Raw genomic sequence first — 12,947 nt, forward strand, 5'->3', positions numbered from 1 at the left:
TCCTCGACTTTCAGCGGGAGGCCGTCGGGACGGCGTCGGGGGCGTCGGTGGAGGTGTAGTCGAAGGTGACATCACCCCAGGTGGCGAGCGCGACATCGAGCGGGCGGCAGATCTCGGCGGCGCGGCGCAGCACGTCCGGGCCCTCCTTGAGCAGATCGCGACCCTCGTTGCGCGCCTTGACCACTGCTTCGAGAGCGACCCGGTTGGCTTCCGCGCCCGCGGCGATGCCCATCGGATGGCCGATGGTGCCGCCCCCGAACTGCAGGATGGCGTCGTCGCCGAACAGGTCCAGCAACTGGTGCATCTGGCCGGCGTGGATGCCGCCGGAGGCGACCGGCATGACGCCGGGCAGGCTGGCCCAGTCCTGGTCGAAGAAGATGCCGTTGACCGGGTTCATCGGAATGTGGTTGTCACGCAACGTGTCATAGAAGCCCTTGACCGTGTGCGGATCACCTTCCAGCTTGCCGATGACCGTGCCCGCGTGCAGGTGATCCACGCCGATCAGCCGGCACCACTTGGCCAGGACCCGGAAGCTGACGCCGTGGGTCTTCTGCCGGGTGAAGGTGGAGTGCCCGGCCCGATGCAGGTGCAGCAGCATGCCATTGCGCCGCGCCCACTTCGACATGGACTGCATGGCGGTGTAGCCGACCGTCAGGTCCATCATGATGATGCAGCTGCCGAGCGATTTCGCGAATTCCGCGCGCTCGTACATGTCCTCCATCGTGGCGGCCGTGACATTGAGATAATGCCCCTTCATTTCTCCGGTTTCGGCGATGGCGCGGTTGACGCCCTCCATCGCGAACAGGTAGCGATCGCGCCAGCGCATGAACGGCTGCGAGTTGATGTTCTCGTCGTCCTTGGTGAAATCGAGTCCGCCCCGGCAGGCCTCGTACACCACGCGGCCGTAGTTGCGGGCCGACAGGCCGAGTTTCGGTTTCACCGTGGCACCCAGCAGCGGGCGGCCGTATTTGTTGAGATACTCCCGTTCCATAACGATTCCGTGCGGCGGACCCTGAAAGGTCTTGACATACGCCACGGGAATACGCATGTCTTCCAGCCGCAATGCCTGCAGCGGTTTGAAACCGAATACATTGCCGATGACCGAGGAGGTGAGATTCGTGATGGAACCCTCCTCGAAGAGATCGAGATCGTAGGCGACATAGGCGAAGTACTCGCCCTTGCGGCCCGGAACCTCGTCGACCCGGTAGCACTTGCCCTGGTAGCGCTCGTGCGCGGTGAGCCGGTCGGTCCAGACCACCGTCCAGGTGGCCGTGGATGATTCACCCGCCACCGCCGCGGACGCCTCCACCGGATCGACGCCCTGCTGGGGCGTCACCCGGAAGACCGCCAGGACATCGGTGTCCTTGGGCTGATAGTCGGGAGCGTAGTATCCCATCGACGCGTACGACTGCACACCCGGATCCCACCGGCTGCGCTGATCATCGACAGATCCGGCCATCATTCCTCCTGCGAACCGGGTTGGGCGACTTGTGATTCCCAGGATGACCGGGCCGTTAACGACAAACAATTCGATTGTTTCTGTTCTCGCTCAACCTTTTCGTCGAGTTTGCTACCGTTGAGTATGGGTACGGTGAGCGCAGTGCGCATGGAAACCTTTCTCGCCGTTGCCAAGCACTCCAGCATTCGCCGCGCGGCCGCACAGTTGCACATCACCGAAGCGGCGGCCTCCGCGGCCGTAGCACACATCGAGAAACAACTCGGCGCGAAACTCGTCGCCAAATCCGGGCGGGGTATCGCGCTCACCGAGGCCGGGCGGGTCTACGCCGACTACTGCCGCAGCATCCTCGGCTTGATGAAGGAGGCGCACGCCGCGGTCCGGGAAGCCGAGACCGGCCGGTTGCGTATCGGCGTGGTGGCGACCGCCGGCGAATACGTGCTGCTCCGGCTGCTCGCGTCCTTCCGCGTGCGGTACCCGGACATCGAACTGGGCCTGTCCATCCAGCCCCGCGACGTGCTCTACCTCGAATTGACCCACCACGAAACCGATCTCGTGATCGCCGGCCGCCCACCCCGCGACGCCGGACTGGTCACCCGCGCGCGCCGCCCTTGTCAACTGGTCGTAGTCGGCGCACCCGACGCCTGGCCCGACCCCTGCGAGGCCACCTGGCTCCTGCGCGGCAAAGGCTCCGGCACCCGCGACACCACCCTCGCCCTCTTCGACCGCCTCCAAATCCGCCCGCCCACATTGACTCTCGGCACCCACGGCGCCGCGCTGGCCGCCGCCCGCGAGGGCCTGGGCATCACCCTCATCCACTCCGACGCCGTCGCCACCGACCTGGCAGCCGGACTGCTCGAAGTCATCGCGGTCGAGGGCACCCCCCTCAACCGCCCCTGGCACGTCGTCACCACCCGCACCCCAGCCCCCGCCGCCCGCCTGTTCCTCTCCCACATCACCGACCCGGACAGGGTGGCGGACAAGGCCTTTCGCGGTGCGTAGTACCTGATCGCCGAGTTTTCCAGCAACTAAACTCGCGCCCGGCCCCCGACAGCTGATTGACATTGTCCCTGGGGGCAGGGTTTACGGTCCGGGTGTGAGAATTGGGGAAGTCGCGCGGTTGGCGGGCGCGAGCCCGAAAGCGATTCGACGATACGAGGCGATGGGGTTGATTTCGCCGCGGCGGTCGGCGAACGGCTATCGCGAGTATTCCGAGCACGATGTCCGCGTGGTTCGGGAGATCCGGACATTGGGTCGGCTCGGGATCGCGGTGGATGCTCCCGATGAATACCATCGCGGTGTCGGGGCCCCGGTGATACCGGTCCGGCGGGGAAGGGAACGACAAACGCCCGCCTTGCGTGGTGAAGGCGAGCGTTTGTCGAGCGGGCCCGGTGTCTGTCCAGATGGTTACCGATCCGGCATACGCGGGGCGCATGTTCTATAGGTCGACGGTCCCTTCGATGATGTTGGTGCCCAGTTCTTCGGTGAACAGCGGGTTCCGGTTGGCTGCCGCACCGGTGATGAGGTCGTCGAAGGCACTGTTCTCGTAGTCGAAGCTGTCCGCGGTGATGCCGGGGCCTGCGACCTCGAGTCTGCGGGGTATGACGGGCCAGGAGCCGACCTTGTTGAGCGCGTCGGCCTCTGCGGCGGTCGGGGTAGTGCTGGAGTAGGACACGAACTGCCCGGTCTGGTGGTCGATGCGGTCGCACTCGCACCTGGCCAGGGTGTAGCGCAGTTGCAGGGCTCCGCGCCCGATCCCGCACACTGTGAACGGAGTCGAGCCCAGGCGCTCGCCGATCGCGCGGAACAGGACCTCGAGCACACTGCGGTGGGCGGAGCCGTCGAGAGTGTCACTACTGCCCAGCGACACCAGGATCAAATCGGCGCCGGCGGCGCGGAGCGCCTCCCGGAACGAGTACCCCGGGCTGTCGAGTTGCCGAGCGAAGGTACCGGGATCGACGGCCGTCACGTCCGAGTCGCCCACCAAGATGAACGGTGCCATCAAGCCGCCGTCCGTGGCGGGAAACACCGCTGCGCTGCCAAGCATGAGAGGCCAGTTACTGGCTGGTGCCACAGTCGTCATCGTCGAACTCCTCACGTGGTCGGGAAGATCCGGAGAAGAACCGAACTTGCAGCAGACACCCCGCAGCGCGGCATCGTGCGAACTGCGCACATCACGCGCGAGGGCGCAGCCCATGCTACCTGCACCGTTGGGCCTGCGGACGAGCCTGGCCACCCGGTACAGGATCTCGCCCGTAGGACCCGATTCGGTCGGGTTTCAGAACGTGAACTGGTCGCCGTAGGCGGTGGTCTGCGCGAGTCCCTCGGCGGTGCTCACTGTGGTGGTGATGAAAGGGACGGCCGATACCGGCGAGGCGCATTGGGCGATGTTCAGCGCGGCATTGTTGAACGCGATGTGATGCGGGAACGTCGTGTTGGCATCGAGGCGGGCCGTCTCCGTTCTCGCAACAGTGACCTGGCCTGGTCCCAAGTTCGCGAACACGCCTTCGCCCACGCCCAGAGTCCCGCCGACAGCGGGCCGACCCGTACCGGGCAGGATGACCGAGGCGCCGGGGAAGCCCGCCGAGGGGAAAACCCTGACTCCCAGCCTTTGATCGGTGCCGATCTCGACACCGAAGCCGCCGTCCACACTGATCCCGCAGCCGAGGATGAATCCCGCGACCGCCCGTCCGGACGTGATCGGGCCACCGTTGACGGTGACCGAGTAATCGCCGGACATCTGCGCGGCATGCGAGAACGTCATGAGGAAGGTCGGTGTCCGGTCACCGGGCGGGTTCGCCTCGATGCTGTCGACCGACGCCGTCAGATGGACTTCCCCACCGGAGACGTCTGCGCCGGGCGACTGGGCGCGGCCGAGTCCGGCGCCACCGGTACACAGGCCCACCGCGGCCAGATTTGCCGCGGCCGTAGCGGCCAGGGCGTCGGTGAACGAACGTCGCATGCCTGGAGCCTTCCGGTTCGCGACGATAGGCAACTCGACAGCACAGGAACAAACCCACACGGGAGGAACACCGCTTCGCAAGCCTAAACGGCGCCACCGGCCAGGTGGTGTCACAGCAAGGCGTGTCGACCAGGCCACCCCCGTCGACCCGACGGACATCGACACCGAAGCCGCCCGCCTCCCTTGTTGATTCCCGCTCGCGTTCGGAAAGCGATTGGTTCTCGTACAGTTCGGGCGCCGCGCGGAATCCGCAGCACCGCAACAACTCGCGTTCCAGGCGGTGGGCTGTGCGCGGCAGGCGATTCCGGTGAGTGAGCCATCACACGATTTCATTAGTTAGCGGCATGTAACTATATTCAGGCGCTGTTCGTTCGTTGACTTGCGGGAGGCTCTGATGGCTGCGGCCCCGACCACCGGTTTGGATACCGGTGATGTCCAGACCATTCGGAGGCGACTCCGAATCGAGCATGACCACCCGCACTACAAGTGGGTAGCCCTGTCGAATACGACCCTGGGCATGCTCATGGTCACGATCAACTCCTCGATCGTGATCATCTCGCTTCCCGACATCTTCCGGGGCATCGATCTCAACCCGCTTGCGGCGGGCAATGTCAGCTACCTGCTGTGGATGATGATGGGCTTCCTGCTCGCATCCGCGGTGCTGGTGGTCATGTTCGGGCGGCTCGGTGACATGGTCGGCCGCGTCAAGATCTACAACTACGGGTTCGTGATCTTCACGATCGCGGCGGTCGCGCTCTCGTTCGATCCGTTCACGCACGGCGGCGGCGCGGTGTGGCTCATCGGATGGCGTGTGTTCCAGGGCATCGGCGGCGCCATGCTCATGGCCAACGCGGCCGCCATCCTCACCGACGCGTTCCCCGCCGAACAGCGTGGCTTCGCGCTCGGCATCAATCAGGTTGCGGCCGTGGCCGGTTCGTTCCTGGGCCTGCTGCTGGGCGGCCTGCTCGCACAGTGGGACTGGAAGGCCGTGTTCTGGGTGAGCGTGCCGTTCGGCATTCTCGGGACCGTCTGGTCGTACCGGTCGCTGCACGACAACGGTCAGCGCAACGCGGGCTCGCTCGACATTCCGGGCACCGTCACCTTCGCGGTCGGACTGACCGCCCTGCTCACCGGCATCACCTATGGCATTCAGCCGTACGGGGATTCGAATACCGGCTGGTCCAACCCGTGGGTGCTGGCCGCGGTGTTCGGCGGTATCGCGGTGCTCGCGCTGTTCTGCTGGATCGAGACCAAGGTGGAGCAGCCGATGTTCCACCTGTCGCTGCTCAAGGTCCGAGCGTTCGGGCTCGGTAACCTGGCCGGCCTGATGTCGTCGCTGGGTCGTGGCGGTCTGCAGTTCATGCTGATCATCTGGCTGCAGGGCATCTGGCTGCCGCTGCACGGCTTCGATTACGAGTCCACGCCGCTGTGGGCGGGCATCTACCTGCTGCCGCTGACGGTGGGATTCCTTGTGGCCGGGCCGGTTTCGGGCAAGCTGTCCGACCTCTACGGCCCGCGGCTGTTCGCGACCCTCGGCATGGCGATCACCGCGGTGACGTTCGTGCTGCTGGTGGTGTTGCCGGTGGACTTCTCCTACTGGGCGTTCGCGGTGGTCATCGCGCTCAACGGCCTGGGCTCGGGCATGTTCGCCTCGCCCAACACCGCCGAGGTCATGTCCGCGGTGCCGGCGTCGCAGCGCGGTGTCGCGTCCGGCATGCGCGGCACGCTGCTCAATGGCGGTATGGCGCTGTCGATCGGTGTGTTCTTCTCGCTCATGATCATCGGCCTGTCCAATACGCTGCCGAGCGCCATGAATTCGGGTCTGCAGGCGCAGGGTGTGCCCGCCAATGTGGCGGAGAACATCTCCGGTCTGCCGCCGGTCGGCAGTCTGTTCGCGGCCTTCCTCGGTGTGAATCCGATCGAGGCGCTGCTGGGCCCGACCGGCATCCTGGACCACCCGGGCGTGCACAAGGACGTCCTCACGGGCCAGGAGTTCTTCCCGCACTTGATCTCTGGCCCGTTCCACTCGGGTCTGGTCGTGGTCTTCCTGGGAGCCGCGATTATGATGCTGATCGGCGCGGTGGCCTCGTGGTTCGCCGGTAGCCCCACCGTCGCGGACGAGGCTGCCGAACTGCGTGAAGCCGTCCGCGAGGGAATCTGACCGGAGGAGATCACGCTGCCCGAGCCCACGAGCGTCGCCGACCCCGACCAGCTCACCGAAGCTGCCGACCTGTACCACTCGATCGGCCGCCTCCTACGCTTGTTGCGCCACTCCGGCGACCTCGGGGCCCTCAGCCCCGGGGCGGCCTCGGCCCTGGCGACCGTCGCCCGCTCCGGACCCCTCCGCCTCGGCGACCTCGCCAATATCGAACGGGTCAGCGCCCCAACCATGTCCCGCATAGTGACGGGCCTGGAAAAGGGCGGCTACCTGACCCGGGACGCCGACCCGGAAGACGGCCGAGCCCAACTCCTCACCGCCACGGCCGCCGCCCACAACCTGGTCACCGGCCTTACCTCCGCCCGTATCCAGCGCTTCGCCGGCGCCCTCGAATCCCTCACCCCGGCCCAGCGCGCGTCCGTCAAATCCGGCCTCAACACCCTCATCGAGGCCCTCGACCAGTAACGTCGCCCCGCTCAGCGAGGCGACGTCTGGCAGCACTCCCCCGTGCCCGGTCACCGTCGGGCGCGTGGTCAGGATGTCAGGACGGAACGGATCCGATTGTCCGGGTCCACACGATTGCGGAGCTCGGACAGACGGGTGTGGTTGTCGCCGTAGTAGCGGGACAGCGGATCGCCGGGCTCCAGGTAGTTGACGTACGCGCCGACCGAATCGGGGGCGAGGGTGGCGTGGGCGTCGGAGAGCCAGGCCATTGCGGCATCGTGCGGGATCGGCTCGTAGGCACCCCATTCCACCATGGCGGCGTGGTCTCGCCAGGGAAAGGCGGTGGCGGTGGGCGACAGGTCGCGGATCGCGCCGTCGAGGGTGTTGATCTGCACCCAGCCGGTGCCGCCGACGCTGGAGAACCGGGTGACTGCCTCGAGCACCCGGCCGATGGTGTCGGGGGTGAGCTCCGAGACGATGTCGGAGCCGTTTGTGAAGGCGGCGCGCGGCTGATCCGGCGTGCCGCCTGCCAGATACAGAACGGTGTCCATATGGCTGAGGGTGCGGGTATCGATGTCGGCAGGTGCGACGCCGATTGCGTCGATGAGCGCGGCCGTCACCGTATCGGCCGAACCTGCCGGGCAGACCAGCTGCATCCAGCAGCGGAGGCCACCCTCGCCGTCGGCGTCCAGGCTGACATCGGCCCACTGCTCGCGGTCGGCGCCACGCAGCCACTCCTGCCAGCCACCGATGACGCGATCCGCGTTCTCGCCCGAGAAGGTCAGGCGCACCACGTCTTTCGCGGTCGCCGGGATGGTGTCGAAGGTCAGCGAGGTGACGATGCCGAACAGTGAACCGCCACCGCGCAGCGCCCAGAACAGGTCCGGACGCGCGGTGGCGGACACCTCGGTGACGGTGCCGTCGGGCAGGACCAGGGTGGCGGCGGTGAGCCGATCACAGGTGAGACCATAGGCGCGGGACTCGAAGCCGAACCCGCCGCCCAGGGTGAGGCCCGCGACGCCGACGCTGGGACACATGCCCGTCGGCAGGCTCTGCCCGGACCGGTCGAGTTCCCCGTAGACCTCGTACAGGGTGTGGCCCGGTGATATGACGGCCTGTCCGCCCTCGACTCGGACGCCGCGCAGCCGCCGGACGTCGACAATCAATGTGCCGGTCGCCGTGGAGACCCCGGCGTAGGAATGCCCGCCCGCCCGCGCCGCGACCTCGAGATCGTTCTCGGCCGCGAAGCCGAAGGCCGTGGCCACATCGGCGGCATCCGCGACCTGCACGATGGCCGTGGGCATCTCGTCGTCGAAACGAGTGTTGAAGACCTCTTTGGCCATCGGGTATCCGAGATCGCCGGGCAGTATCACCCGGCCGCGCAGCTTGTCCTGCAACGCACGCCATTTCGGGTCGGCACTGCCGGTGCTGGAGCCGGAGGCGCTGTCCGAGGAGCCGGCGGTGCCGTCGGAGGAGCCCGCGGCGGGCGCTGCGTCGGAGGCGGGCAGTCGGGTGGTTCCGGCGAAACCGACACCGGCAACCGCGATTCCGAGCGCACCCCGCAGAAACACGCTGCGTGCGAAGCGGGGTCTCACAACGGTCCCCCGAATCCGATCGAGATGCGGTGCGCCGCCCGGTTATTCGATTCAGATATCAAAGTTCGCGACCCACCTATACCCATCGGACAACACAACACCACTCGATCATGGTTCACCCACTCTTCATTCGCTCAATCGTGCCGGTGTGTGTCGACCGCCCCGCTGCCGAGATCCCATTTCAGCCCGAGTGTCGGGCGGAATGAGCCACCGGGCGAACGTCTGTCCGGACTCACGGTGACCACATCGAGGAGATGGCGGCATTCTCGACACGGCGCGGCTATCTACTCGCGGCGAGGCCGTAGCGCTGCGAAGAGACTCAGCACACCGACGACCACCAGCCACACCGTCAACCCGAAGCCTGCGGTGACGACCGTTCCCCACAGCATGATGAACGGCCCGTATTCCCCCACGCGGGCCCAGTATCCGCAGGGGCCCACATCTTCCGGGATGGTCGCGCATTCGGGGTGGCCGATGGCCGCGAAGGCCAGGGTCGCGAGCATCGGAATCGCAACGGCCACACCGAGTACGATTGCCAGGCTTCTGATGGGGCGGGAGACGACTGCCATACGGTCAGACCCTAATGCGCGGCCGGGGGCGATTTCCACGCGCACTCGCAGCCGGCCATTGACCCGGCTCCACCGTCGCGCCCGGCACAGACAACCCGCCTTCACCACTGGTCAAGGCAACTTCGCTGCTTTCGCGCGATTTCTACCGGAACCCCACAGATCACCACAAGATCGGCAGGTCGTTACATGGAAACATCCGGAAGATGGCACCTACCCGCAAGTTCGAATACGTGAGCCTGAAGTGGCTCGATGCCGTGGCAATGATCATCGCTGGTCTGCTGGACGGCCACGATCTCGATTCCCTCGATTTCTGCATCTGTGAGGACCTGACGAACCCACCACCCGGCAGGGCCAACACGCCCGCCGGAACGCTGAGCTGGTTCATCCGCATCCGCGACAACGAGCTCGAGGTCAGCGGCGGCTCTGTCGACTACGCCGACATCCGAATCGTCGCCGACTACGTCACGCACCATGAGCTTTCCAGGCAAGCCTGGGCAGGCAACCCGGAAGCCATCGCCGCCTCCGAACACCGCCGCGAACTCGCAACAGACAGCGGCAAACTTCGGATCGAAGGCGACCTCACAGCAGCCCCACCGGTCGTTCGACAGCTGGTCATGCAACTCCACGACCCAGTTGCTGCGATCACCACATAACTGGCTCGGCTCCACCGGCTTCTGAGATGCCCAGGGACACACAATAATCCGCGATAGTCGAATAGGCGATCTCACCCGCCCGGAACCCCGACAAGGGGGCGGATGGGGCGGAGGTTGGCCCGATCGCGAGGATCCGCGGTGTTCGGGCCCCACCCCGCAGTACATCCGCCACTGTCCGTGAACCGGCAAGGCCGCCGGGATATTCGAATGTGCGTATCGAATTTCCCGGCGGCGGTATCCGTTCTGTTCGAACAGCACGCATTGCTCGACTTACGCACGGATTTCAGCGGTATTCATCTTTGCCGAGCCGTTGATTCGGGCTTGTACTGGAATCGTATTCGGCTCACCGGGAATTACCAGGCGGGGCAGCGATCGTCGTGACGACCCCACTGGTCGCGCTCGTCGTCATGCCAGTTGCCGTGGCGGTCGCAGTGCCAGTCGTTGTGCCACGGATCGCCCGGGTCGGTCCAGCTCGGACGGTTGTACCCACCCCAGTCGCCACCCTGTCCTTGGTCGCCCCAGCCCGCCGACCCGGTGTCCCGCACCCGCTCGGTGAAGTCCGCGCCGGGGCCGGCGATCAGTTCTCGTGCCGTCAGGGCGATATCGCGTAGCCGCGCGTAGGTCGCGTCGTCGGACAGCGCCTGATCCTGCATCTGCATCCGCAGCAATCGCGCATGCCGCAGCCAGGTGTCCATGAGCCCCTCCACCACCGCCCAGCGCCGTGTTCGCGGATCCGAGATGGGACGAGCCGATTCGAGCAGAGCCTCGGTATCGGCCAGCAATGGCTCGACCAAGGCAGCGACGATGTCAATCTTGCTCGGGAAATGGTACAGCACAGCGGTTTTCGTCAGCCCGACCTGCTCAGCGATTTCCCGCACCGACACCGCGGCCTTCGGCCCGGAATCGGACTTCGTGCGGTACATGGGGCATTACTTCGCCTTCGGCAATGCCGACGCGGCGCTGGGCCCCGACCGGTCGATGGCAGTGTTCAACACCCCCGGCCGGATGACCGGGATCTACCGCTCGGGCAACCACCCGCAGGCCAAGGCATATTTCATGTTCCGCAGCCCCCAGCGCGACATCGACCTGCGCGACCGGGGGGCCGCGCGTGCTGGGGGATCCAGACCTGTGGCGTGGTGTTGTGTCGCAGACACTCCGGTGGAGTTTTGCGGCGGTTCTCTGGGGCGTGTGGCTCCGTGGTGCTACGACGGAGGGCGGAGGCAGGATGCGTGCGTTTCGGGTTCGGATGCCATCGGGAGATCGGTATTGGACGGTGGTCGATGACCGCCTCGATCGTGTTGCGGTTGCTGACGATTACTTGCGGGAGTTGAGGTTCGGGCGGGACCGGGCGGGGTCGACCACGAAGTCGTAATGCCGAAACCGTCGCCCTATACCTGCGGTGATGCATGCGTACTGGACGACCCTGGCACGAGAGCGGCCAGCCCGGCGCGCACCTCGGCGATGAACTCGGCAGGAGCCTCGTAGGCAGCGAAATGGCCACCCCGCACCGGCGTGCCGTAGTAGCGCAGATCGGTATAGCGGGTCCGTGCCCAGCGCTCGGACAGCGCGACGTTGTCCGCGGGAAAGAGAGAGTACGCGGACGGCGCGGGCACCTCGTCGAAGCTTCCCAAACTCGACGCGAGCGAATCCCAGTACAGGCGCGCCGATGAGGCCGCCGCAGCACACGTCCAGTAGACCATCACGTTGTCCAGCAACTCGTCCTTCGTAAAAGAATTCTCTATGTCATCGCCGCAGTCCGACCACGTTTTGAATTTCTCGACAATCCAGGCGAGCTGGCCGACCGGCGAATCGGTCAGGCCGTATCCGAGCGTTTGCGGCTTGGTCCCCTGCTCGATCGCGTATCCGACCTCGGCCTGGCTGGAATTCTCGATGCGCGCGAGGTAGCGCTGCTCCTCTTCGGTCGGCCCGCCGAGCTCCGTGAGCTTCGCCGGATCGGCGAGCGCCCAGTTGACGTGGATCCCGATCAGCTTCGCGGGATCGGCCAGCCGCCCGATCGCCGAACTGACCTGCGCTCCCCAGTCGCCGCCCTGAGCTATCCAGCGCTCATAGCCAAGCCGGTCCATCAGCTCGATCCACGCCTGCGCGATCTTCTCGACATTCCAGCCGGTCACCGTCGGCTTGCCGCTCCACCCGTAGCCCGGGAGCGACGGAATCACCAGATCAAGCGCGTCGGACGCCTTCCCGCCGTGACTGACCGGATCCACGAGCGGATCGATCACCTTGACGAATTCCATCACCGACCCCGGCCAGCCATGCGTCATGATGCACGGCGTCGCCCCGTCGACAGGCGAGCGGACGTGCAGGAAGTGGATGTCGACTCCGTCGATCGTCGTCGTGAACTGTTCGTAGCGGTTCAGCTGATCGGCGACACGCTGCATCTCGTAGGACTCCGCCCAGTACCCCGCGAGGCCCTGCACGTAGGCTTGTGGAATTCCCATCGACCAGTCGTCGACGGGCTCCCTTTCTGGCCAGCGCGTCCGCGCCAGTCGCTCGCGGAGGTCATCGATCACCGCGTCGCTGATCTCGACGCGGAATGGACGGATCTCGGTCATGTCGCTCCCTACTATTGGTTGTTGTGTGCGTGGGACTTGAATCGCATCGACTTCTATCGTTTATTCGCGAACGTGCGTTGTATATGAGAATTCTTCGACACTCAGGACCGCCGTTATTTGGCAACACGTGTCCACCCTCGAGTGGGTAGGGCAATTTCGTCGACCGATAGTCCACTATCAGGTCAGTATGGTGAACTCGGTCACCGCAGTCATGCTCATCGGATGCTCTCTTCGTGGTGTTCGCGGCGTCCATTACGCGGACTGCGGGGCGTGCTGGTTGGACATGGCGGGTACCTCGCCGGTCAGGTCCTGTGGCTTCATCGTGGCCATCCCACCCAGTCGTGTGTGCAGGCCCGCTGCGGGGCGTGAGCACCACGCTCGACCGTCCGGTCACCGGAGTGTCAACCCCGGCCGGCGCACTGGACCCTCCCGTAACGGGAGAGTTGATACTGGGACCATGCGCGAGGGCTGACGATCGGCGAGTTCTCCCGGGTGACCCACCCCAACCTGAGTGCTTAACACCAGTGCACCGCCTCG

12 protein-coding genes are annotated in these 12,947 nt (G+C 65.8%); 5 read left to right on the plus strand and 7 right to left on the minus strand.

Annotated features, from left to right (window positions below; genetic code table 11):
* Positions 1 to 10: 10 nt before the first annotated feature.
* Positions 11 to 1,459, minus strand: a complete 1,449-nt coding sequence (locus ACFXIV_RS16130) for a form I ribulose bisphosphate carboxylase large subunit (protein ID WP_364610746.1) — start codon at positions 1,457 to 1,459, stop codon at positions 11 to 13.
* Between the two features lie 123 nt (positions 1,460 to 1,582).
* On the opposite strand from ACFXIV_RS16130, the gene ACFXIV_RS16135 reads away from it, so the two are divergent.
* Both ACFXIV_RS16135 and ACFXIV_RS16140 read left to right on the plus strand, forming a co-directional pair.
* Positions 1,583 to 2,458 (plus strand): LysR substrate-binding domain-containing protein, encoded by an 876-nt coding sequence (locus ACFXIV_RS16135; RefSeq protein WP_364610749.1) that lies wholly within the window; start codon positions 1,583 to 1,585, stop codon positions 2,456 to 2,458.
* Between the two features lie 94 nt (positions 2,459 to 2,552).
* Complete coding sequence (locus ACFXIV_RS16140) at positions 2,553 to 2,900, plus strand: MerR family DNA-binding transcriptional regulator (RefSeq protein ID WP_379396987.1); 348 nt, start codon at positions 2,553 to 2,555, stop codon at positions 2,898 to 2,900.
* Here ACFXIV_RS16140 and ACFXIV_RS16145 read toward each other — a convergent pair.
* The gene (locus ACFXIV_RS16145; protein ID WP_379421278.1) at positions 2,895 to 3,458 is read right to left on the minus strand and encodes a hypothetical protein; all 564 of its coding nucleotides are present in this window, start codon (positions 3,456 to 3,458) and stop codon (positions 2,895 to 2,897) included. The genes ACFXIV_RS16140 and ACFXIV_RS16145 overlap by 6 nt on opposite strands.
* A gap of 276 nt (positions 3,459 to 3,734) precedes the next feature.
* Positions 3,735 to 4,418 carry an MspA family porin gene (locus ACFXIV_RS16150; protein ID WP_379396990.1) on the minus strand — a complete coding sequence of 228 codons (684 nt, stop codon included), beginning with the start codon at positions 4,416 to 4,418 and terminating at the stop codon, positions 3,735 to 3,737.
* Positions 4,419 to 4,812: 394 nt separating this feature from the next.
* Here ACFXIV_RS16150 and ACFXIV_RS16155 point away from each other — a divergent pair, with 394 nt between their 5' ends.
* Positions 4,813 to 6,579, plus strand: a complete 1,767-nt coding sequence (locus ACFXIV_RS16155) for an MFS transporter (protein ID WP_379396992.1) — start codon at positions 4,813 to 4,815, stop codon at positions 6,577 to 6,579.
* Between the two features lie 99 nt (positions 6,580 to 6,678).
* Positions 6,679 to 7,041: a MarR family winged helix-turn-helix transcriptional regulator gene (locus tag ACFXIV_RS16160; RefSeq protein WP_379396994.1), complete on the plus strand. Its 363-nt coding sequence runs from the start codon at positions 6,679 to 6,681 to the stop codon at positions 7,039 to 7,041.
* Between the two features lie 68 nt (positions 7,042 to 7,109).
* Here ACFXIV_RS16160 and ACFXIV_RS16165 read toward each other — a convergent pair whose 3' ends face one another.
* Both ACFXIV_RS16165 and ACFXIV_RS16170 read right to left on the minus strand, forming a co-directional pair.
* Complete coding sequence (locus ACFXIV_RS16165) at positions 7,110 to 8,615, minus strand: FAD-binding oxidoreductase (protein WP_379396996.1); 1,506 nt, start codon at positions 8,613 to 8,615, stop codon at positions 7,110 to 7,112.
* 284 nt (positions 8,616 to 8,899) lie between these two features.
* Positions 8,900 to 9,184, minus strand: coding sequence for a hypothetical protein (locus ACFXIV_RS16170; RefSeq protein WP_379396998.1), 285 nt, complete (start codon positions 9,182 to 9,184; stop codon positions 8,900 to 8,902).
* Between the two features lie 203 nt (positions 9,185 to 9,387).
* Here ACFXIV_RS16170 and ACFXIV_RS16175 point away from each other — a divergent pair, with 203 nt between their 5' ends.
* Positions 9,388 to 9,837 carry a hypothetical protein gene (locus ACFXIV_RS16175; protein WP_379397000.1) on the plus strand — a complete coding sequence of 150 codons (450 nt, stop codon included), beginning with the start codon at positions 9,388 to 9,390 and terminating at the stop codon, positions 9,835 to 9,837.
* 353 nt (positions 9,838 to 10,190) lie between these two features.
* Here the strand turns inward: ACFXIV_RS16175 and ACFXIV_RS16180 are convergent, their stop codons facing one another.
* Positions 10,191 to 10,760: a TetR/AcrR family transcriptional regulator gene (locus ACFXIV_RS16180; RefSeq protein WP_379397002.1), complete on the minus strand. Its 570-nt coding sequence runs from the start codon at positions 10,758 to 10,760 to the stop codon at positions 10,191 to 10,193.
* Positions 10,761 to 11,225: 465 nt separating this feature from the next.
* Positions 11,226 to 12,410 (minus strand): epoxide hydrolase family protein, encoded by a 1,185-nt coding sequence (locus ACFXIV_RS16185; protein WP_379397004.1) that lies wholly within the window; start codon positions 12,408 to 12,410, stop codon positions 11,226 to 11,228.
* Positions 12,411 to 12,947 lie beyond the last annotated feature (537 nt).

The sequence above is a fragment of the Nocardia sp. NPDC059236 genome, assembly GCF_042754085.1.
Classification (GTDB): domain Bacteria; phylum Actinomycetota; class Actinomycetes; order Mycobacteriales; family Mycobacteriaceae; genus Nocardia.